Origin of the sequence: Sulfolobus acidocaldarius SUSAZ (genome assembly GCA_000508305.1) — an archaeon.
GTDB classification, from domain to species: domain Archaea; phylum Thermoproteota; class Thermoprotei_A; order Sulfolobales; family Sulfolobaceae; genus Sulfolobus; species Sulfolobus acidocaldarius_A.
Genome location: CP006977.1, coordinates 1622132 through 1642318 on the forward strand (window position 1 = coordinate 1622132; position 20187 = coordinate 1642318).

Annotated in this window: 23 protein-coding genes; 4 read left to right on the plus strand and 19 right to left on the minus strand. The window is 40.1% G+C overall.

Going from position 1 to position 20187, the window contains the following annotated elements; all coding sequences use genetic code 11:
• Window positions 1-66: 66 nt before the first annotated feature.
• From SUSAZ_09175 to SUSAZ_09195, 5 genes are all read right to left on the minus strand, one after another.
• On the minus strand, window positions 67-603 hold the full coding sequence (locus SUSAZ_09175; protein AHC52064.1) for a TQO small subunit DoxD: 537 nt from the start codon (window positions 601-603) through the stop codon (window positions 67-69).
• Entirely contained in the window at window positions 596-1453 is an 858-nt protein-coding gene (locus SUSAZ_09180) for a hypothetical protein (protein ID AHC52065.1), read from the minus strand. Before SUSAZ_09180 ends, SUSAZ_09175 begins: the two co-directional genes overlap by 8 nt.
• An 84-nt stretch (window positions 1454-1537) precedes the next feature.
• Complete coding sequence (locus SUSAZ_09185) at window positions 1538-2749, minus strand: hypothetical protein (GenBank protein AHC52066.1); 1212 nt, start codon at window positions 2747-2749, stop codon at window positions 1538-1540.
• 71 nt (window positions 2750-2820) lie between these two features.
• Window positions 2821-3153, minus strand: coding sequence for a DsrE family protein (locus tag SUSAZ_09190; GenBank protein ID AHC52067.1), 333 nt, complete (start codon window positions 3151-3153; stop codon window positions 2821-2823).
• The gene (locus SUSAZ_09195; GenBank protein ID AHC52068.1) at window positions 3128-3490 is read right to left on the minus strand and encodes a hypothetical protein; all 363 of its coding nucleotides are present in this window, start codon (window positions 3488-3490) and stop codon (window positions 3128-3130) included. Before SUSAZ_09195 ends, SUSAZ_09190 begins: the two co-directional genes overlap by 26 nt.
• 669 nt (window positions 3491-4159) lie before the next feature.
• Between SUSAZ_09195 and SUSAZ_09200 the strand changes: the two genes are divergently transcribed.
• Window positions 4160-4735, plus strand: a complete 576-nt coding sequence (locus SUSAZ_09200; GenBank protein ID AHC52069.1) for a response regulator SirA — start codon at window positions 4160-4162, stop codon at window positions 4733-4735.
• On the opposite strand, the gene SUSAZ_09205 is transcribed toward SUSAZ_09200, so the two are convergent.
• From SUSAZ_09205 to SUSAZ_09220, 4 genes are read right to left on the minus strand one after another with little or no spacing between them, the layout of a single operon-like run.
• Entirely contained in the window at window positions 4724-5086 is a 363-nt protein-coding gene (locus tag SUSAZ_09205) for a peroxiredoxin (protein AHC52070.1), read from the minus strand. The genes SUSAZ_09200 and SUSAZ_09205 overlap by 12 nt on opposite strands.
• Window positions 5079-5525 carry a hypothetical protein gene (locus SUSAZ_09210; GenBank protein ID AHC52071.1) on the minus strand — a complete coding sequence of 149 codons (447 nt, stop codon included), beginning with the start codon at window positions 5523-5525 and terminating at the stop codon, window positions 5079-5081. The genes SUSAZ_09205 and SUSAZ_09210 overlap by 8 nt, the downstream gene beginning before the upstream one ends.
• A 12-nt stretch (window positions 5526-5537) precedes the next feature.
• Complete coding sequence (locus tag SUSAZ_09215; protein ID AHC52072.1) at window positions 5538-6758, minus strand: transporter; 1221 nt, start codon at window positions 6756-6758, stop codon at window positions 5538-5540.
• A gap of 13 nt (window positions 6759-6771) precedes the next feature.
• Complete coding sequence (locus SUSAZ_09220; protein ID AHC52073.1) at window positions 6772-7023, minus strand: response regulator SirA; 252 nt, start codon at window positions 7021-7023, stop codon at window positions 6772-6774.
• A gap of 363 nt (window positions 7024-7386) precedes the next feature.
• Here SUSAZ_09220 and SUSAZ_09225 point away from each other — a divergent pair, with 363 nt between their 5' ends.
• Complete coding sequence (locus SUSAZ_09225; protein AHC52074.1) at window positions 7387-8454, plus strand: nickel transporter; 1068 nt, start codon at window positions 7387-7389, stop codon at window positions 8452-8454.
• 53 nt (window positions 8455-8507) lie between these two features.
• Here SUSAZ_09225 and SUSAZ_09230 read toward each other — a convergent pair whose 3' ends face one another.
• From SUSAZ_09230 to SUSAZ_09245, 4 genes are all read right to left on the minus strand, one after another.
• The gene (locus tag SUSAZ_09230) at window positions 8508-9422 is read right to left on the minus strand and encodes a hypothetical protein (protein AHC52610.1); all 915 of its coding nucleotides are present in this window, start codon (window positions 9420-9422) and stop codon (window positions 8508-8510) included.
• Between the two features lie 147 nt (window positions 9423-9569).
• The gene (locus SUSAZ_09235; GenBank protein ID AHC52611.1) at window positions 9570-9680 is read right to left on the minus strand and encodes a hypothetical protein; all 111 of its coding nucleotides are present in this window, start codon (window positions 9678-9680) and stop codon (window positions 9570-9572) included.
• Between the two features lie 168 nt (window positions 9681-9848).
• Entirely contained in the window at window positions 9849-11054 is a 1206-nt protein-coding gene (locus tag SUSAZ_09240) for a hypothetical protein (GenBank protein AHC52612.1), read from the minus strand.
• A gap of 287 nt (window positions 11055-11341) precedes the next feature.
• Window positions 11342-12424, minus strand: coding sequence for an ATPase (locus SUSAZ_09245; GenBank protein AHC52075.1), 1083 nt, complete (start codon window positions 12422-12424; stop codon window positions 11342-11344).
• Between the two features lie 1270 nt (window positions 12425-13694).
• Here SUSAZ_09245 and SUSAZ_09250 point away from each other — a divergent pair.
• Window positions 13695-14318 carry a hypothetical protein gene (locus SUSAZ_09250; GenBank protein AHC52613.1) on the plus strand — a complete coding sequence of 208 codons (624 nt, stop codon included), beginning with the start codon at window positions 13695-13697 and terminating at the stop codon, window positions 14316-14318.
• A 590-nt stretch (window positions 14319-14908) separates the two neighbouring features.
• Window positions 14909-15259 (plus strand): hypothetical protein, encoded by a 351-nt coding sequence (locus SUSAZ_09255; protein AHC52614.1) that lies wholly within the window; start codon window positions 14909-14911, stop codon window positions 15257-15259.
• Window positions 15260-15718: 459 nt separating this feature from the next.
• On the opposite strand, the gene SUSAZ_09265 is transcribed toward SUSAZ_09255, so the two are convergent.
• From SUSAZ_09265 to SUSAZ_09290, 6 genes are all read right to left on the minus strand, one after another.
• Entirely contained in the window at window positions 15719-15991 is a 273-nt protein-coding gene (locus SUSAZ_09265; GenBank protein AHC52615.1) for a hypothetical protein, read from the minus strand.
• Between the two features lie 475 nt (window positions 15992-16466).
• The gene (locus SUSAZ_09270; GenBank protein AHC52076.1) at window positions 16467-17087 is read right to left on the minus strand and encodes a hypothetical protein; all 621 of its coding nucleotides are present in this window, start codon (window positions 17085-17087) and stop codon (window positions 16467-16469) included.
• Complete coding sequence (locus SUSAZ_09275; protein ID AHC52077.1) at window positions 17077-17709, minus strand: thymidylate kinase; 633 nt, start codon at window positions 17707-17709, stop codon at window positions 17077-17079. The genes SUSAZ_09270 and SUSAZ_09275 overlap by 11 nt, the downstream gene beginning before the upstream one ends.
• Window positions 17688-18329, minus strand: coding sequence for a thymidylate kinase (locus tag SUSAZ_09280; GenBank protein ID AHC52078.1), 642 nt, complete (start codon window positions 18327-18329; stop codon window positions 17688-17690). Before SUSAZ_09280 ends, SUSAZ_09275 begins: the two co-directional genes overlap by 22 nt.
• Window positions 18326-19561 carry an exopolyphosphatase gene (locus tag SUSAZ_09285; GenBank protein ID AHC52079.1) on the minus strand — a complete coding sequence of 412 codons (1236 nt, stop codon included), beginning with the start codon at window positions 19559-19561 and terminating at the stop codon, window positions 18326-18328. The genes SUSAZ_09280 and SUSAZ_09285 overlap by 4 nt, the downstream gene beginning before the upstream one ends.
• A complete protein-coding gene (locus tag SUSAZ_09290) occupies window positions 19562-20038 on the minus strand; it encodes a phosphohistidine phosphatase (GenBank protein AHC52080.1) in 477 nt (158 codons plus the stop codon).
• Between the last annotated feature and the right edge of the window lie 149 nt (window positions 20039-20187).

The window sequence follows — 20187 nt, forward strand, 5'->3', positions numbered from 1 at the left end:
AAAAGATGAGGCTTTCATAAATTTTAACTTATTTGAAAGGCGCCTACTCATCTGCTGAATCTTCCCTCATAAACCATATATTAAAAGCGACAGTATCACACCTAAGTATATTATTGACCCTGTGGCGACCCAAATCTTGGTATTAGACATCACGTCCTGTGATAATAAGTTATCTAGGCTATATCTTCCTGGATTATTAAGCAGGAAGTAAAGGTTCAATATCATCATCAACAGGTTTAGCCCATATTCCTCTGCCCCTGTCCAGCTTGCAGATAAAAAATAGATTAAGTTTGTGTAGAAACCTGTGACTGCACTGAGCTTTACCCCTAATCCCAGTAGCATGGTCAGACCAAATATCATCTCCCCTACCATTACTATAATACCTGTAATAATGGGATGAGGAAAGGCGACTGCGTACAGGAAGTTCCTTATGATTGACCCCTGAGATAGGTACTGAATCGTAAGCCCTACAAACTCGTCTGAATTAGGGTCAAGAAACCCTGGGTTAAGCAGTTTCCCAAACACACTGGCATATAACCATATTGACGCTAAGGATATCCTGACCACGGTAGACCATATTTCGTCTCTAAACACACTACCCATCTACGGTTACCTCGTTTAACCTCTTTGATATTTGGTAAATGTAGTAAAAGGACATAGTGGACAGGACAACTCCCAGAATTACAGGTGAGGCTAACATAAAGGCTTGCAGGATCCCCCCAGTCCAGACACCCATCAGGAAAGTCCCGTACTTCCACGTCAAGCCTTTTGTCAAAGGTAGAGTAGCTGAAGAGAGATATAGGAGAGAGTTAATTGCGGTTGGTGTTAAGCAACATATACCTCCTATTGTACCTATTGATGGGACTGAGGCAGTCAGGAATCCCCCGAAAGTATTGAAGGTGTAAATTCTGAGGTTGTTTTTGCTTAAAACTGGGAAGTCGTACACGTTCACAGACACATAGATCAATGACACTACGTAATATGAGAGTATTAATGAAAATGTCAGAAAGGCATCAACTAACACTCCGAAAATTAGGAGAACTGGATTAATTACTAAATAAATATTATCAAAGAGGTGAATAACGTTTATCCCATTGCCCTCATATGAGATCACTGTGAGATCCGTGAAGTACCTGTCTACGTTTATCCCAGGTACTATTAAGAGACCAGAGGTTATCATGTACGACACTAAATAAGAGAGTACATAAGTTAACACTATGGATATACCTAACCTATCTCTCAAAACAGCCCTTATCACACTCCTAACTCGCATAGGTCCCCTTATAAGGATGAACCTATTGCTCTTTTTCTTATACAGTATAAAGCCTATTACAGCAGATAATGTAAAGGCTATGGTGCAGAACGTTATAAAGGGGTATGAGAAGGTGACTTGCCCTGTGTCAGCTAAGGGAGAGTACCACAAGTCGAGTATCCTTATGCCGTTGATCAACACTGGAATGAGTACAGTAGCATAGAAGAATATAAAAATGTAAAAAATCGGGTTAATCGCCTTCGTTTTACTCTTCATTCCCTCACCTCAACAGTGCAGTCCAGTGACTGGTGGTTCTAACACGTTATTCACGAGATAGTTTCCAGTGTTTACTTCTACTGGTAGCACTATTGCAGGGGCTGTCGTTAATGGGACTTCATAAGAGACACTTAACGACGACAAAGATATCAGTATAATTATACCACCTGTCTGTACATTACCATGAATTAGCACATATGCATAGCCTCCGTTAGGAGCCAGCTCAATGTCTGCCAGACCAGGTGATGATGTTGAAGGTAATGTTATGTTCTTGACTATGTTAAAGGAGGAAGTCGAGATCGCAATTACCTCATTGGCATTTGAAGGAGCCTCCAGATAGTAGTTATTATCAGGAGTGAACACACCACGCTGTGGAACCATGTTTCCCGGCATCTTAATTATCCCCTTGAACGTAAAGTCTGGCAAGGTATAGAAACCTACTGAGTTATTACCAACATATTCCACTGCAAGGAGGTTACCTTGAAGATTAGGACTTATCATGTAAGGTTGAGAACCTGGTGAGGCTGATAGAACTTTTATTATCTGACCATTAGTAGCGTTCATCTCTACAACACTGTTGTTGTACCTCATTGGGATTATCAAGACGTTTGGGTTTGCTGGATTCCACCTTATATCGCATGGGTAGTAAGTCCTCCCTGTTGGGGACACGAAAGTTTTGTTCCACACCACTTGCAAGTTATTTGAGTTAATCACCTCCACAACTCCAGATGGTCCATCAGCTATACCAACATACTTCATATCAGGTGAGTAGGCTACACCAATGAATCCTATTGAGTTGCCCACAGCAAAGGTCTTAACTACCTTCATGGTGGACGTGTTAAAGACGTACACTGTACCGTTATTCAAGGGGGCGAAAATGAGCTGATTCAAGGTCACCATGGAGTTATACGGTAATTCCTCCCACCAGTAGACCTGGGTCGGCACGCTGGTGGATATGTTAATTATGTGTTGAAATCCTAAGAAGTTAGAGGAGGCAGAAAATGGGTTCACTATCATTCCTATTCCCTTTTGTGTTAGGACTAGGAAGTAGAAGTTGTTTGACTGGGACGTAGACGAACCAGTTGTCGGAGATGAAGAAGTGACGGACGATGTTGTATTTGAAGTGGATGAGGGTGAGTATTTAAGCATTATGTAAGCTGCGCCAAAACCAATTGCTATGATCACCAAAAACCCTATTAATAAGAGTACTTTGTAGTTCACAATTTTATTTCATAAGTACCACATAAAAATCTAACCTTTTTATAAACCTATTTTTTCATTTCCATGAAAAATTATATTGTAATAATAAAATCTGTCTCATCTATTACCTTTTTATAAAAGTCCGGAAAACAGCCTATCTTTGCCTCCTCAATAAGTTTATCAGCAAGATTCCTCATGTAAGTACACTGGTCACAGGCTTGTAAGTATATGCCCCTCTCCCTGCTCAGTCTTGCTAACCTCTCTGCAAGCGGATTTCCCTTCATAAGAAGATATACGTTGTTGTCTATAAAGAACATTCCCTTGACTTCCACATAGTGCCTGTTTTCCTCCATTTGAGGGACTATCATTTGTCCCAATATGTAATTACCTAAGGGTGACTCAACTATGTACGATACCCTCTTCAACTATCCTCACCACCTTCTCTGTTATCCTCTCAACTAAACTGTTAATTGTAAATCCTTTAACGCTTCTCAATGCTTTAATCGCTTTCTCGTAGTCAAGGTTAGTGTTCTTTGAAAACTCCTCACAGATTACCTCCAGGGTGATAATTGTCAAAGGGCACTCTGTGCTATCATACCAAAGTAGCTTATTTTTCTTGTCATAGTATAGTTGAATTTTCCTACCTTCTACTATAGCCTCTCCTATCTTATTGCCATTCCTACCTTTAAATACTCTCTTGGATAGAAAGTCTGACGCATACTTTCTATTCAAGATACATCCACATTCATCTCTAATCTCCATGTATTTAGATACGCTCAATCTCAATATAAATTTAGAAGCTTACATAGTGAGGAAATCTTCACCTTCAGGGCGGGGAGGAAGTCAGTTATATCTATCATTAAATTTAGGCATAGTTACGCGTGCTACAAAAATCCGTTGAGGGAGTATGATCAGTCAGATATCAAGTTCACCGTCTTTCTCTAAATCAATATTTTAAAAACAAAAAACTCCTTATTTTACAATATTTATATACGATTATACATACTATACAAATGTATGAAGATAAAATTAGATGTGAAAGACTGTTCACCGCTCCTTGATATTCAGAGGTATGGCAGACTGTATTCGTTGAGTGGTGTGAAAAAGCTTGACTTTGGATATATCGGCAAAATCAGGATTCTGAGGAGGGTGTTTGAGGTACTTGTTAATGTGAGGGGTAATTCGATTGATATAATAGAGAAGAACGGAAAATTTTGTATTTATGTAGTTTTCTACCCCGAGAGGAGAGAAGTAGAAGTGAGGACTATATCCTCCTCCGTATTACGACTACCCTTGTCTGCCTTGGAGTTCAGGATTGCCAAGAATATAGAAGAGTACGGTAAGTTCATTTGTAAGAATATACACTCCACAAATACAGCAGTAAGTAGTCAAATCCTAATGGACCTGTTTAGGACCAAACCTGCAATTACGTTGGATCTAAGGGGAAGTGTATGTCCGGTACCTGAGATAAAGACCAAAAAGGCAATATTGAGTGCTAGACGTTATGAACCTATTGAGGTCTTAGTAGATCATCCTGGGGCTATATTCTACACTCTACCTGAGGTCGCTAGGATCTTTAATTGTAGGTATGAAGTAAGAAATATGGGTGACTATGCCTCATTTATCTTCGTGTGTGAGAAAATAGATAAGAGTCTGGAGATCAGGCTAGAGGATGTAAAAAATATTATGAGAGACGAAAGAGAGTTAGCTAAGTTATACACTTATTTCGATAAGATCGTAAAGCAGATCAAAGTGGATAAGATAACCGCTGACCTCTTAAACGTAAGCGACCTATTATTGATTGTTGCCTCCCCTGAGGGTAGGGGTTGGTTATTTACGGCTCTCTTTGACAGTAATAAGTTATTGGGAGCTAGGTTTGAGAGTGATGACATTAGGTTGTTTGACGAGCAGGCGTTGTATTCAGTGATGGGTGTAGAGGGAATTATAAACATTTATTACTTAACCCATGATCGTTCAGGAGATCATGCCCAGTCATCAAAAGACTAATACAGCTTTGGACTCTGAGCTCTTTAACGCGAACTCTGATACCCCACTTATTTTGACGAAAGGCAATAAGTCCTCTTTTCTATACCCTTTAACCCTCATTCCAAATTCACAGGAAACGATTTCCACATCATTTTCCCCAAGTTCAATTAAGCTGTCTATGTAGAACTTAAGGGGTTTGGCATTTGGCAAAGCCATTTTCTCAGACTCCTTAGTTAACGCCTTCAGTGCGTCCATCGTAAAGAACATGTAAACTTTACTACCTGCGGAGGCATACCCAATAGCTGTTATAAACCCCATATATATTTTCTCTAACTCTCCTGATATCATGAAGAATGAATACAGGTCATCCAAGAACCTTCACCCTCACATATTTTACTAGGGAGTACCAAAACCACATAAGACAGGCTATAACAGATGAGTAGCCTGCCATTCTAACTATCATGTTCTGCCCTATTATGGAATTCCCCACCAGAAAGAGTAACATAATCTCCAGTGCAATCGCTATTGGCGACACCACGTCAATTAAGCCAAAGGTCACCTTAAAGTTTTCAGCCTCCTGTACCATTTTCACCAAATTATACCAGAACAGTGCTAGTCCCACGTAGACAAAGAAGTAACACACCCAGAGTGTTACAGTGAGATAGCCTTGAAATTGTGGCGGTGTTACATAGACTGAAAAGTCACCATTGTATTGTGCAATCACATTAGAGCTACTCAAGTAAATTTCACTGAACTCATACCAGCCTATCATGAAGAGGGAAAACACGATAGGAGCCAAAAGCTTTCTGATGTTCTTCATCCTTCATAACCTCTCCTGTACCTTTATGGCTAAATAAACACCTCCCAACATTCCAAAAAGAAACAGTATTCCATCATAGCCTAATTGAGCGAAATTCGTCCACATCAGCCCAACATTGCACCCTAAAGCCATTCTCACTCCAATCCCAACGAGTACTCCTCCTAAAAAACCTATTAGCAGTCTCTTCTTCTCCCTGGGAACCCTTATCTTAAAGTCACCGCTTAAATAAGACGCTAGAAAAGCTCCTACACACAGCATAATGACCATTAGTACACTTGGGTCTATAATGGGTAGAGAATCATTAAACCATGGTGTGTTTAAGAAGAGATGGATATTAGCCAACATCAGTAAGTACTCGAAGAACCTACCTCCGTCAGAGGAAGTAATCACTAAGTAGTTGAAAGTATAGCCCGCCCCCACAACGAAGACCAGCAACATGTCTAAAGCTAGAATCACTGTTGACAGGTTCTCCCCATATGGTTTCCTCATCAGTATCATATCCCTTGCAGACTCACTAAGCTTGACCTTCTGTGAGGGAATAGATGGAGTTTGGACATTACTGAACAATTTCATTCCCGATAAACTTGTGGGAAACCTACTGTTAGCGTTGTTCCACTTGGATCTTGTGTATCTTTGAAGATATAACCCTATTCCTATAAGTGGAACTGAAAACATGAGTGTGACAGCTAACACTGAGGTGTTTGAGATATTATGAAATAATAAGTAGGGAACGTATTCAACATATCCACCTGACGTAGTTGAAAGTATACCATTCTCCATGGTGTAGAGCTGAAATGGCCATATCCCTATAGCGAAAATGTAAGTGCCTATCATCATTCCAAACAGCTCTATCCAGTTCTGAACATATCCAGATGCTGCCCTGTAAAGCATAGACAGATTGCAACCACCAGCTAGGGCTGCACCAAATCCAAAGATTACTGAGCCAACTACCACATACCAACCTGAAAAGTAGTTGAAATAGTACTGGTCACTTGCCGGAATCAACCCGAAGCTGACTAGGAGACCTGCCCCTAACGCTGACAGCCCGAAAAGTATTAGTAACGCACCGAACCTTTCATAGCTTTTGACTGTGAATATTGACGTCATGGCGTTTACAAAACAGTAATTTCCCCTCTGTGCAGTCCAACCCAGAATAAAACCTGATATCGCGAATACTGCGAAGACAGTTGACCAACCATAAGAAAAAACTGGTGTCAGTTCCATTGCTGGCATGGAGTTAATCCACCTTCAATATCCTGACCTTGTATATGTCACCTTCCTTTATTACAGTATAAGGATAGCCATGAGACTTGCATAATGAGGGTAGTGTCACATCTACAGCTGGCTGATGATCTGTCAAAACTTCAAGAATTTGCCCACGTTTCATCTTTTTCAATTTCTTACTTGCCATCATTTCCGGTACGGGGCATGACTCTCCCCTCACGTCTAGAGTCTCATCAGGTTGTCTGGACTTTAGTTCTTCACTCATTTGAAACACCTAAGTTATTTTAGTGGAATAGGCTAATTTAAGATTTAAGGATATATATACCATTAATTAACATTTTTGCAATTTATGTAATTTTAGGGAAAAACAACTAAATACTAACTCTGTAATTCAGACATGTTAAAGGTGAAATGGTAAGACAAGAGTGTATTGAGAGCTGAGGAAAACCTCATTAGCCGAGCCCTCGCGTTCCAACTGGATTATATCTTTTTCCCTCTCTGCAAGTTACATCATTAAAGTTAATCAGCCCGGGGAAGGTGTCTAATCACTGAAACGACAAATTACCTTCTGCGCTTTACTTCTACAATTAAACATAAAAATATATAATGGATAGGCTATCCATACCTCATGCAAAACAAAAACACCCCCTTCCCGAAACTGGTTCTCTTCTTCATTTCAGAACTCACCATAACTGCTGTACTCTTCATATGGCTTGAGACACTATCCTCGTTTTTTAACAGTAGCGTAGTCTTCAGAGGTTCCTCGACCACCTTATTTGCCCTAGGGTTCTTAGCTTACGTGTTTGGTCTAAGACACGCAGTTGATGCAGACCACTTGGCAGCTATTGACAACGCAACAAGGAAACTAGTGCAAGAGAACAAACCCTCTACCTTTACAGGTCTATTCTTCTCGTTGGGACACTCAACGATAGTTATTGTCTTGTCCCTCGTGATCATGCTGTCTAGTAGGCTGTTGGACAACATAAGCTCTATTCAAGGCGTTAGCTCCACCCTTGGCACCTTGATAAGCGGATTTTTCCTGTACATCATAGGTTTTCTTAACTTTCTGGTTCTCCTAGAGATTTACGGTATCTTTAAACAGGTAAAAAGCGGTAGATTAGATGAGGGAAAATTGAACGAGGTCTTACTTAGAAGAGGGTTCATGAACAGATTTTTCGGCAAACTATTTAGGATTGTGGACAGCCAATACCACCTCTATGTGATAGGTTTCCTATTCGGTTTAGGCTTTGACACAGCCACAGAGACAGCTCTACTGGCGATAAGTGCCAGCTCTGCAGTACTTTTCTCTAAGGTACCTCTGTGGTACCTCTTAGTTTATCCCCTCCTCTTCACTGCTGGAATGACACTTGTGGACACTACAGATGGGCTCTTCATGAACGGTGCTTATAAGTGGGCTTTCCTAGGAAACCCCCTACGGAAGGTGTGGTATAACCTGAGTATGACCCTTATCTCTATCATTGTAGCCTTTCTGGTGGGTACACTGGAGATACTTGGACTACTACAGTCAGAATTTAACTTCAGCGGACCTTTCTGGAGTCTAATAGGCACAATCAATTCCGACGTCTGGTGGGAAAATGTGGGAATAATAATAATTGGGTCATTCGCACTAGCCTGGATATTCTCATACGTTCTCTTTAAAGTTAAGATACAGAGATATGAGTATAGATCAGGTTAGTAGTACTACACTCGATGCAGTGAATTATTGGGAGATACCCTTTTAAGTGACTATTAGTGTTTTTCACTCTCCTCCTTCAATCTCAAGTAGATACTCCTCAGCTCCTCCCTGAAACTGTGGGGGTCCATATGGTGGAGTATCCCCTTTAGAGCCAAATCTAAACCAGTTTTAGCCTCTCCCTGAACCCTCCTGGAGAAATCCTCCAGTAGTCTACTATCTATTTTTAAGAAGAAGTTTACAGCATACGGAAAGGTGTGTTTCTCCACTGCCAGATATTTGGTCGACCACCCCTGGTTTGTTCTGGAGAGTGACTCTTCACCGGTGTGAACTACTTTACCCTTATTGAAGATCGCTGAATGGTATCCCCTCTTTATCCCCTCGATAGCAATTAGACTCTCGTTATAGCTTCCCCTAATGCTGTATTCAGGTACACTCAGGTTACTATACACTTCCTTTTTGATGCTCATGTTGACCCCTGCTATGGCTAAGGTCTTCTCTAGGTTTTTCGAGTCATGGGGTCTCCTATCAACCGAGAGACCTGTCTTGGTTAAGTACCCCACATAGTCCTTAAACCTGTGGTCATATTCCTCCATGTAGATCGTGTCCTTGAACAGTTGAAACGTGAAGTTGGGGTAGTTTATCCACTTTTTACCCTCCACTACTCCTGAGGCTACACCTATTTTCTCATTCCTCTCATGAAATGAGACGTGGTCTTGGATCCACGTGTCGGAGGGTATAGCGTCGTCATCAGTTATGAGAAGGATTGAGGAGTGGGACTCCCTGAATATGATGTTTATTGCCTCCTCATAGTACCCCTCCTTTTGCTCTATCGCCCTGTTATAGTCCTTTGTCTTCACCTCTCCCTTGTACACTAACAGCACCTCCACGTCCTTCCATGATCTCAATTTTCTCAACAAGGGGTAAAGGGAGTCTCTCCCTAAAGTCGGAATACCTACAGTAACGTCCAATAAAAATCGTTTTAATTTGTGGCTCACTATTTTTATATTTAAATATAAATATGAGTAGAAGAGTTTTCATGTGTTAAATTTAAAAATTATTATTCAAACTATGAACCTTTGATAAAAACTGGGGAGTAGAAGGACTTTTATCTGACCTCATCCCCGCCCTGAAGAGGAGGCTTTCCTCATTTTCCAAACGGGTGTGTAATTCTCTGCATAAGTAATTATCAAACTTACCTGATTAAGTTTTACTAACACCTTTCCCATCTTATTTCTAACCCTTTAACCGATTAAAGTAATATATAATTATTTACAATTTATATCATATTTATGTAGAAAATTATTATTAACTCATGAAACTCACTTGCGAGAACCCTCAGAGTGAAAAGCATGATAAGAGAGTTTTACACCACTACGTTCTGCACTGGCACTATATCACTTCCTCTTTCCCCTCATTTTACGTAGAGCCTCTAGCGTCTTCTCTACCTCATCTCTGGATATCTTATACTGTGGGTTATCTGGGTTGAGCTTAATTGCTTCATCCAATTCCACAATAGCCTCCTCGTATTTACCTAGTGTCTTTAACACTACACCCTTCTGGTAATGGGGAAGGGGATCATTGGGGTTAAGTGCTATTGCCTTGTCGTACTCCTTTATTGCTTTGTCGTATTTCCACAGAGCCTTTAATGCGTTACCCTTGTAGTAGTAATATAGGGGGTTTTGTGGGTCAAGCTTTACAGCCTTATCAAACTCCTCCACAGCGTCCTCATACATCATAACATGGAAAAGAGCTAGTCCTAACTGGTAATGGTACTCAGGGTTATTCGGGTTTAGTTTGACGCTCTCCTCTAATTCCATTACAGCCTTCTCGTATTTTCCCAACTCGTAATAGAGGACTCCCTTCCTGAAGTGGTACTCAGGGTTATTCGGGGTGAGCTTTATCGCATTATCATAGTTCTTGACTACGTCGTCATACCTCTTCAGATCCTTTAATATTAACCCCTTCTGATAATAATATTCAGCCACCTGGGGGTTGAGGGATATAGCCCTGTCCAACTGGTCAAGGGCTTCTTTCAATTTGCCCTGGGATTTCAGGAGAAGAGCTTTCCTAAAATAGTAGGTGGAATTCTTGGGGTTTAACCTAATGGCAGTCTCCACTTCAGCTATTGCGTCAATATACTTCTCCTGGTCCTGAAGAATAATCGCTCTCCTGTAATAGAACTCAGGGTTGTTGGGGTTTAACCTAATTGCGTCTTGATACTCCAGCAAAGCCTCGTACTGTCTACCCAAGACCTCTAGCGCTAAGCCTTTCTGATAGTGGTACTCAGGGTTCTTAGGGTCTATTTTTATTGCCTCATCAAATTCCTTTATTGCCCTCTCATATAACTCCGAAATCCCTGCGTTGAAGTTAACATTCCCAGTCCGTTGCAGAGCTATTAGACACAGGGCTTTGTAGTAATGACTGTCTGCGTGGAAGGCGTTCAGCCTGATAGCCTCATCAAACTCCCTTATAGCTTCACCGAAATTGTTCAGGTTGAAGTAAGCGAGACCTCTGTTAAAGTGATAAATGTAACTCTGCTCTCGGGAAGGATTCTGTTCACCCATCTCGTCATAATTTTTGGAAGTTTCGTCAGTATTCATTTCTCTGATATAATAGTGTTCAAGAATTAAAAATGTTCTTGAGAGGACTAGTGGTCTAGTTAAGGGGTTTGACAGAACTGTAATATCGAGTAAAGCTGATACTAATCGGAACAAATGGCCTATGGTACGCTATTTTGTTGAAATACCAACGTGAAGATTAGCATTAAATTTATTTTTACCATGTTTTTTTGGAGTTAGTCTCTTCAAGTTGGGTAAGATATAGTAGTTTGTCCAAATTTGACGAGAGAATATGTTAGGTTATCACATCAAGAGCTTACGTCTGTCACTCAAGACCTAAATACTCTCCCTATAAGTTTTTCAGAAGGACAATATTCATTTTTCTCCTCGTCCTTTATTATCCACCATGAGTCCATCAGGTTGTTAAGATAGTTGTAGATCTCTGAGTCGCTTATCTCTCTGCCCTCATAGATCTCCACAGCGGTCTTTATCTCACTCCATCTACTACAACCACTTGCTATTCTCTTCATTATTACCCTATACCTCTCCTTAGCTATTATCCTCTTAGAGAGGAAATTGTTGAACTCCTCTATTATTAACTCTTTAGCCCTCGTAAGCGTTCTCTCCATACTTTCCTCTAAGTTCCTTGTCTGGACGAAGTAGTAGCCAAAATACGTTAACCACCCTGGAATTCCTCCCAGCTCTTCATACACCCTTTCATAGTCCCTAAACTCCACATTGACCTCCTCAAAACCTCTCCTTAAGAACTCAATGCTCTCCTCGTGGTCAAATGGTCTCAGCTCTACCTCGTTCATTGCCCTCCCAAAGAGCGGTGATTTTGGATTTTCGATTCCCAAAAACCTGTAGAGCAACCTCATCTCGCTTCCGCTCATGATTATCCTCACCTTTTGTAGGTTATCAAATGCATAAGCTAATGAGTAGAGTAGGTTCACTCCTCTGAGGTTTATCAGGTCCTGGGCTTCGTCAAAGGCTATTATGACCCTGTCCTTTGCCCAGTCATTTAGTGTCTCCAACAATTCACTGAAGTTTAACCTATTTTTTACCCCCCAGTTAAACCTTATCTCGTTTCCAGCAATGTTGACACCTTTGACCCCCTTTAAGAAGTCCACCAGGGAAGGGAACTTCCTTGTGAGTTTCCTCACTTCTCTCTCCAACTGAAGTAAGAGGTCTTTATAGGAGATATATGCCATGACCTCAAACTTCCTCAGGTCTATGTATATACTTGGTGAGTCTAACTCGTTAAGTGCTATCTTTATGATAGAGGATTTACCTGTTCTCCTGAGTCCTAGAACTAATGTAATGGGTGAGGAGAGGGATTTAACCCTGTCTATTTCCTTGTCTCTGTCGAAGAAGTCTTCCCTGTTGTCCTTCGGTGTTGGGTCGAACAGCAACTTCTACCCCTAGAAGTAACTTCTACCCCTAGAAGTTAATAAATTTTGGTGGGAATTTTAAACATTGACAGCAAAAACCCCTGTGAGAGGAAAGGGTAGTAGCCCCACACCTACGACACTACTAATCCCTACGAAGATCCTAAGCAAACCAGTCCAGTCACTTCTCAGTGATAGAGGCAAATTATTCTTCCTCACTTTTAGAGGAGGTCAAAGAGAAATTTTATTGTCCTATATTTTCCTTTAACAGTAAGAAAATTAGACAATTTAGTTCTAGTGAGATAAAACCCACACCTCTCATAAATAATCACAGAAAAGGCTGTTTAACCCACTATTTTACTCTATTAAATGAATTCTCAAAGATATAATAAGCATCTATTATGAGCTAGTAGACCTCCTCACTTATGGAGATAATTGAGGTAGACTTAAATAAATAATACCGTATTAAATGTATGTGGAGAGGAAACATACAGGAACGAGGTCATTGAAAGAGTGAGAAAACATCACTGATTTCCTCCCTAATTAACCCTTTGTTAGGAGTATTTATAGTTAAATGCGATTTTCTCTGTATAGGAGACTACATAAACAAGGTATTTGTTGGCGTAATTGATATCGGATGGGTGGGATATATAGAGGATTTGTTTATTTTTATAATCGAATACATATTTAATAATTAAATTATTTTCATTTTTTGTAATCAATTTTATTTTATAATCTTTAAAAAAATTTAACCTATAATATATATTTTTGAATTTATATATAGTACACAGATCCTGGTGGTAATAATATGCAGAAATGAATTACTTAAAAAATTATCTTTGCCTGTAAAAGGATACTGGAAAACCTTTGTTTTGTGTTAATAAATTATGTAATGCATAATATTTACAATTAGACTACCCTCTAATCCAACAAAAAGAATATACATTAATGCTAACAAAATTAAATGTGGTCACTTTTTTTATTATTATATATATTTCTTTAATAAATAGTGTTATAAATAGAGCATATAATAAATAAAAATTTCCATAAATAATTTTAAGATTGTTATAGAGCTTTTAAAAATAGCAATTAGAAATAATTATATATTAGAAACTCATACATATTGTTAGGAGGCATATTGTTAGGAGGGATATAAATGACTAAATATTGTCCAAATTGTGGTACACTAAATGATGATTCTGCAACGTTTTGCATAAAATGCGGCTATCAGTTCCCTCAAACACAACAACAGGTCGCACAACAACCCCGCACAACAACATCAACAAGCCACCCCATGATTCCAAAGGGTTTCACTTTAATAAAGGGAGAACGCCCTTACTGGTACGGTAGGATTAGTTGGAAGTCCACTTGGCCTTACATGTTTATGGGAGCTCTAGTTTTGCTTTTTGGCCTTGGAGTTATAAATCTCTTTGGGCTGGCTGGTTGGGTAGAAGGATTAATCTTTATCCTTATAGGACTATACATAATATTCGGAGTTCCATACTTGGTCGTCAAATCTTCGGATTACTTAGTGACAAGCCATAGGATATATGTTAAGTATGGTATTGGCTCGAGACATTCTTACGAAATAAGAAACGAGTGGATAACAGACGCATCGGTTAATCAAGGTATTTTGGGGAGACTATTAAACTATGGAAGTATAACGTTCAGCACTCCAGGGCATGGTGGGAATGTCATGATCCCCCAGGCTAGGGAAGGGACCCTTGCCATATGGAACATCTCCGACCCATTTAGAGTTAAAGCCATTATAGATGATGCCATAAGAAAATACATAGACATAGAGAAGATCCAGGAGGCTCTAAGAGATCTCGAAAAAGAATATAATTATGGAAGGATCACTAAAGAGAAATATGAAGAACTAAAGAGAAAATACGAAAATGAACTTGAAAAACTATAGCATTACATAGCACAACTATATCCATGATTGGAAATCATGGCTCCATTGAAAACCAAATTAATAACCAATTTACAACCATGGTTTTTTAGCCTTAAATTTGCTTTCCATCCTCCATTTTATCGTGGTTTTTGAGACCTCACCTTAAAATTAAGTATTTTTACCTTATTTTGGATGAAAACTTAATTTTCAAACGATTTAAACGATCCAAATTTAATTTTTAGCCTTTTTTTAAAGCTCTCTGATGCCTTCTTACTATGAAAAATTGGAACTCATGTTAAATTTCAAAGATGCCTAAAACGATTTTCATAAGCATGACGAATAAAAATAATTAACTTTTCATTTCATTAATTACGCCAAAATACGTTGTTTACATAAGTGTACCACTGGTTCATAGTTGGTTCAGATTTTGGTTCAAAAATAAGAGTATAGTAAAAATAAGTATAGTAAATATTGATTAAAATAATTAATAATTATAAATAATAATATGAACTAAGTGAACCATAAATTTTCAAATTATTTCTTAAAAGTTTGGTAAAAAGGCAAAATATTTATATAAGTCTAAGTGTATATTATAAAATACGAATAAAAATATGAATAATGAAAACTTTCAAGAAACAATGATCGGAGATTTAATAAATGAGCCGTTCACAGAAGAAAATATTGATCAGAAATTTGGGCGTGCTCTTATATTTTTAACTTTTGGAATCTATGAAATTTTATATGAGGATGATTTGGATAAGGTAATGGTAAAAGCTAAAGCGCTGGATGATTTGAATAAGGCAATTGATCAAGTAAGAAAAATGACCGCAGAGGAAATTATTGATGATTTGGTAACCGAACCTTTTACTGAAGAAAATATTTCACTAAAAATGGTTGAGGTATTTCTAATATTACAAAATGGAATTTTAGAGCTTATTTCAGATCTGAAAAAGAATTCATAGCCAAAAAAGCCAGCAAATAAGTAAATTCAAGAGTATGCATATAGGAAAGCTTACAAAGGGCTTAGCAATGTAGAAGGACTAATTTATAGATCTCTAAGATATTATGTTAGACTAATGTTAAGGACGACTTACCTAATTCCCTATGCCGTGTTTATTTTCATAATTCTAATGTTTACACTGCTTACTTTCATCCATATCCTAGGAGTGTCTGAGACACACTCTCCTATATTCTCGTTCTACCTATGATGGGTGTTGGAGTATTAGGTGGTTTTAAGATCCACAGGTATATTGAGAGTCTTGTGGATACACTTGGTGGAAGTGACTAGTCTCCATTGGAGCCTTTCCGAGCAGAGACCCTGAGAATTCCATTTATACCTTATAGTGGATATTGTAACATCTGACAGGACTTGGGATGGAAAAAGGTTGCTTCACCTGAGAGGAAAATATGAGACTTTAAACTTACACTCTAGAACTCATTACATACAATTTAAACCTGTCAATTGTCTGGGCTAAATCTCTTACCCCTATGACGTCTCTTATGAGCAATTCCCCTTCTTTCCACACTATCTTTATGTCACCTGTTCCATCTTTAACGCTCATCACCTTCACATCTTCGATCTCTGAGAGCGGTACCCTAATCTCATTATACTTTAACCCCTTCTCGCTCACAATCACGTAACCACCACTATATCTAAATATAAATATCCATGGAATTAGCTCTGCCGCAATCATGAGAGGTAAGAGGGATTTGAAGGTTATTATAAGATAATCCGTGACGAGAAAGGTCATCAGGTAGTTTATGAGATACAATGTCTGCAATTTCTTACCTTTTCTCGTAAAGAATTTAGCCTTTAGTAACCAACAATCTATTAATTACATTTTACTCCTGTGGATTAAAATTTTCCCATTCAGCAGATGATCCCGTTCACTTGTGATGAGTTCTGTTTACCTCAAGGTAAAAGGACTTTGGGATTTAACTCCAGTGATACATGCTTAATACGTTGTGTATTAAATTCATAAGAGATGTGCAAGAATTAGCTTAACTGCTTCAAATTTTTCACACTACCGTCCTCTACACCGGAGTGATCAAAACTATCCTAATTTACATGGGGACAAACGGTATCCCAAAACGCAAAACTAAGATGACTCAGTACAATCTCAGAGCAATTTTTCACTTTTAACCTCATTAGCCACTCCATCCAATCTATCACACCTTCAAGTGCTTAAAGTTAGTCAGTCTCAATTTCTCCACAATATCCTCTAAAGCTCTCTCCTTAAGCTCCTTCACCCTCTCCTCATCAAACCCACCATCTTTTCCTAAACATATCTTGTCGAACAGATAGCTGTCCCTCATACTTCCCAGTTCCTGCGATATGTCCTTCAGCACATCTGAGCTCAGGTCAAGGCTCTCCACTAGGAACCTCACTTCCCTCACTATCTTCCTAATAGAGTGAAACTCCACCTCCTCCCTTAACCTCCTGTAGTCGTTATAAATCCTCTCCACAACTAAAAGTCTGCTCCCGTAAAGTCTTGGGAGCAGGTACTTCCTCATGATTTGAAACATACTCACAGTCTCCCTAGCTAGTTCATCTCTGCTATTACTCCTGACACAGGCTAAGATGTCCATGTCCCTTATCTTCCCAAGCCTTTTCATCAACCTACTTGCCTTTAACACGCATTCAGGGTTGTTGTGTAACTTATATGTTGTTCTGGCTATTATCAAGTACTTTCTGAGCTCTACCCTAGCGTCGTGTATATCCTCCTGAGATATACCTGTTATAAGGAGGAACTTAATAAGGTGAGCGTTGGCATACCTTTCAGGTGTCAATTTTTAGCTCCTCCCTCACTAACCTCTCTATCTCTCTATTCACTTCGTTCACGTTGTTTTTAGTAACTAGGACATTTGGGGAAATCGACTTCAAGCGACTCTGAAACTCCTTCACATACTTCCTGTACGCCAAAAAGGTGTCTTCTTTCACGTTCAGGTCAACGCTCTCACTCAGCGGGTCAAGAAACCCCTTCCTCTTTATCATCCTCCTCATTATCTCTGTGGGGGGCGATATCAATGAAATTGAGAGGGATGCCTTAGGCAGTACTGAGAGTACTCCCTCGACCCACTCCCTCTCCAGTCTCCTGGTCAGAGCCCAAGCCTCCAGTGTCAGGACATAACCATCAGCTATAACAATAAAACCTGAGTCCAGTGAGGGCTTCACTAAATTCTCAGTCTGGTCTGCTAGGTCAGTTACATAGGCTAAGAACAGTGTCCTTCTCTGGAAGACAATGTCCCTCTTAACACTTGCAATAGCGTCTGCCATCAGCTTTGACGACTGTATACCTATGGTTGCCACCACATATCCCCTGTCCTCTAGGTAGTCCCTTAAGCTCTGGACGTGAGTGGTCTTACCTGAACTCATTATACCCTCTATGGCTATAATCCTTCCCTTCTCCATAACTCCATCACCTTCCCCCTAATCTCACTCTGTACTTGTCTCGGATCCTTTGTGCCGTCAACTACAACAAAGTTGTTCTCCTCAGCTATCCTGTCGTAGACCTCTATGATAGACGACTGGTACTTTATGAAACCCTCCTCAGGGGTGAGGTTAGGGAATACATCAGCCCCAGCCTCTGTTGGCTTGATCTGTCTCCTTGAGCTCTTCAACCTCTTCAGTGCTACCTCAGACGGAACCCTTATGTAAAAAGTGATGTCCGGCTTAACAGCAAAGGAGTAGAGCTTCTTAACCCACTCAATGTCAACCCCCCTCACACTGTCCCTTGCATAGGCAGTGTATATGTACCTGTCGGCTATTACAATGAACCCACACTTTAACATGGGTAAAATGTACTTCTCATACCTGTCGGCAAAGTCAGTTGCGTGGATCAGGCTAAAGGTCAGTGGGGTCAATAGGTTCTTCTTCTTAGCCTCCTTTATGATGTCGTGTATCCACTCAGATGAGTTCCACTCTGTTATGAAAGTGTACCTCCTCTTTGACAACCAGCTCTTGAGCAGAGAAGCCTGACTTGACTTACCCGAACCGTCTATCCCCTCAAAGGCTATGAGAATCCCCTTCATAGCACACCAGCCACTGACGACTCTACTACCCTCCTTATCTCCTTCCCCTTCTTCAGGACTTCAGACTTGTTTGTGACACTCTTCAGTGAGCCTAAACTCTTTTTCTTCAACTCCCCAGTAGAGGCTTTACACAAGAGGGACACCATGACCATTTCACTTGCCGTAAACCCAGGTACCACAGCGTATTTGGTGAATTTGTGGCACATTTCATATGGATCTAAAAACCCTGTCATCCTCATTATACCTGATATATATGACGCCACCTTCATATACTGGTCAGAGAAGTAGTTGTATAACTCCCAGGGCGGATCCACATTAAACCAGTAAGCTATTGACTCTAACCACCTCTCCCTGGGGTTGTCAAAGACTCTCTCCATCAGGACACCTTCTCTCAGACCAAAGGATGAGATCATGATCGTTGGACTGTCTAACGCGTTCCCTAACTCCTCAATAACAACTGAGGCTGTGTGTACTGTGTATGACCTCTCTTTACTTATCCCAGGTAAGTTCTCCCTCTCCTCTGGGTCAAGGTTCATTAACACCTTAGAGTACTTACCTATCTGTTTTGTCTTTATTACATAACCGTGGATTGACTTAAGTGGAAAGGCTGATACTCTGGCGTCCATTTTCGCTATTGCCCTTATATTCCCCCCTGAGCCGACCAGTACTCCCTTTATGGGTTTTAACACTGAGAGCTCACTCCTTATCCTCTTTCTAAGCTCACTCTCGTCCTTCAGCTCTCTAGCTAATTTCAGTGCCCCAAGGTCAAAGTGGTAAACCTCCTTCACCTGCCTAGAGTCAAAGTAGACCACTTCAAGTGACCCTCCTCCAAGGTCAAACATTGCCCCTGAGTCCACAGGGAGAGTATTCAGCACACCTACGGCAGACATCTCCCCCTCTTCTTCCCCTGTGAGGACTCTCATCTTAACCCCAATAATCTCTGACAGTAGTTCAGCAACCTGGTTGCCGTTGGATGCATACCTGAAAGCACTTGTCCCAACTAGTTTCACGTCCCTTATACCCATCTTGTTAAGTATTGCCCTAAATGACTTGAAGACTTTCTCAGCTTCGTTTACCCTGTCAGGAGAAATGGGGGAGCCCTCCTTTACCCCCTCTCCCAGCCTCAAGAACAACTTCTGGGAGCCTAAAATCCTGAAAGTCTGGTTTGGGAAAAGGTCGTAAATACACAATCTTGTGGAGTTATAACCTGTGTCTATTACCGCATATCGCATTCACATCAACTTCATTACCTTCTGGTTAAGTAGTAACTTCAACTGCCCTTTACCCTCCTTGGAGTCATACTCCACAACGGCAAGGGCACCCTTCTTCATCTCCACATTACCCCCACATAGGCTCTTTATCAAGTGGGAGAGAAAAGGCTCATGCCCCACAATGAGGATACTTATGTTGTCCAGGTCTTTGAGTCTGTTTATGAACTCAATCGGGTCCCTGTCAGGGTTGAGCTCATTAAGGGTCTCTATCTTGCCCTGGTCCTCACCCAACTCGTCTAATATGACTTCAGCACTCTGATAAGCCCTCATTAACGTACTGGTCAGATACCTGTCGATTGTGTAGTCCATCTGGTCAAGTAATGACGCGACTCTCTTCATCTGCTTTATACCTTTCTTTATGAGTTTCCTGTCCTTGTCATCAGTACCGTCCACCTGGGGCTCAGCCTCCCCGTGTCTAACTATGATTAAATTTATCATAATGTATAATAGTTCTCTAAAGTAATAAGCTTTTTCAACTTATACTATAGAGGGCTATGTATTTGCCTAAACCTCTCTAATTCCCTGACTTTGTCCAACTTACACAGTAGAGGGGTGTCATGAAGAATTTAATATCCCCTCACACTAGA

Coding starts and splice junctions, on each gene's coding strand:
- SUSAZ_09225 (AHC52074.1), top strand. CDS start 7,387: ATGCAAAACAAAAACACCCCCTTCCCGAAACTGGTTCTCTTCTTCATT.
- SUSAZ_09235 (AHC52611.1), bottom strand. CDS start 9,680: ATGGGAAAGGTGTTAGTAAAACTTAATCAGGTAAGTTTGATAATTACT.
- SUSAZ_09285 (AHC52079.1), bottom strand. CDS start 19,561: ATGCGATATGCGGTAATAGACACAGGTTATAACTCCACAAGATTGTGT.
- SUSAZ_09255 (AHC52614.1), top strand. CDS start 14,909: ATGAATAATGAAAACTTTCAAGAAACAATGATCGGAGATTTAATAAAT.
- SUSAZ_09275 (AHC52077.1), bottom strand. CDS start 17,709: ATGGAGAAGGGAAGGATTATAGCCATAGAGGGTATAATGAGTTCAGGT.
- SUSAZ_09220 (AHC52073.1), bottom strand. CDS start 7,023: ATGAGTGAAGAACTAAAGTCCAGACAACCTGATGAGACTCTAGACGTG.
- SUSAZ_09175 (AHC52064.1), bottom strand. CDS start 603: ATGGGTAGTGTGTTTAGAGACGAAATATGGTCTACCGTGGTCAGGATA.
- SUSAZ_09280 (AHC52078.1), bottom strand. CDS start 18,329: ATGAAGGGGATTCTCATAGCCTTTGAGGGGATAGACGGTTCGGGTAAG.
- SUSAZ_09215 (AHC52072.1), bottom strand. CDS start 6,758: ATGGAACTGACACCAGTTTTTTCTTATGGTTGGTCAACTGTCTTCGCA.
- SUSAZ_09265 (AHC52615.1), bottom strand. CDS start 15,991: ATGATTGCGGCAGAGCTAATTCCATGGATATTTATATTTAGATATAGT.
- SUSAZ_09240 (AHC52612.1), bottom strand. CDS start 11,054: ATGAATACTGACGAAACTTCCAAAAATTATGACGAGATGGGTGAACAG.
- SUSAZ_09290 (AHC52080.1), bottom strand. CDS start 20,038: ATGATAAATTTAATCATAGTTAGACACGGGGAGGCTGAGCCCCAGGTG.
- SUSAZ_09195 (AHC52068.1), bottom strand. CDS start 3,490: ATGGAGATTAGAGATGAATGTGGATGTATCTTGAATAGAAAGTATGCG.
- SUSAZ_09250 (AHC52613.1), top strand. CDS start 13,695: ATGATTCCAAAGGGTTTCACTTTAATAAAGGGAGAACGCCCTTACTGG.